This window comes from Pseudomonas oryzihabitans (assembly GCF_032027545.1).
Classification (GTDB): domain Bacteria; phylum Pseudomonadota; class Gammaproteobacteria; order Pseudomonadales; family Pseudomonadaceae; genus Chryseomonas; species Chryseomonas oryzihabitans_F.
Genome location: NZ_JAVSJB010000126.1, coordinates 1 through 310, shown reverse-complemented (window position 1 = coordinate 310; position 310 = coordinate 1). Strand labels below are relative to the sequence as shown.

The 310-nt window shown below is 72.3% G+C and carries 1 protein-coding gene; it reads right to left on the bottom strand.

Features of this window, described 5'->3' with window-relative positions:
* On the bottom strand, window positions 1-310 hold a 310-nt coding region (locus tag RND78_RS28010; protein WP_312733505.1), incomplete at both ends, for a polysaccharide deacetylase family protein.

Here is a 310-nt window from a genome sequence, read left to right as displayed (position 1 = left end):
ATTGCCCAGGCGCGGGCGGAACAGGGCGCTGCCGCGACAATCGCTGTTGTACCTGAGGCCGAAGGCCTCCTTGGCCAGCACCACCCGCGGATCGGCCCGCCAGCCAGCAGCGGCGGAGCAGTCGACCTTGGCGCCGAGGATGTCCTCCAGGGCGTGCAGGCCACGCCCGAATTCCTCGCCCAGGCGCTCCAGGCTCCAGCTGCCGGTATGGGCCTGCCAGGCATGGTGATCCCAGGCGTGCAGCCCGACCTCATGGCCCCGGGCACGGGTCTCGCGCATCAGGTGGCCGAGGTCGCGGCCGATGGGCCGG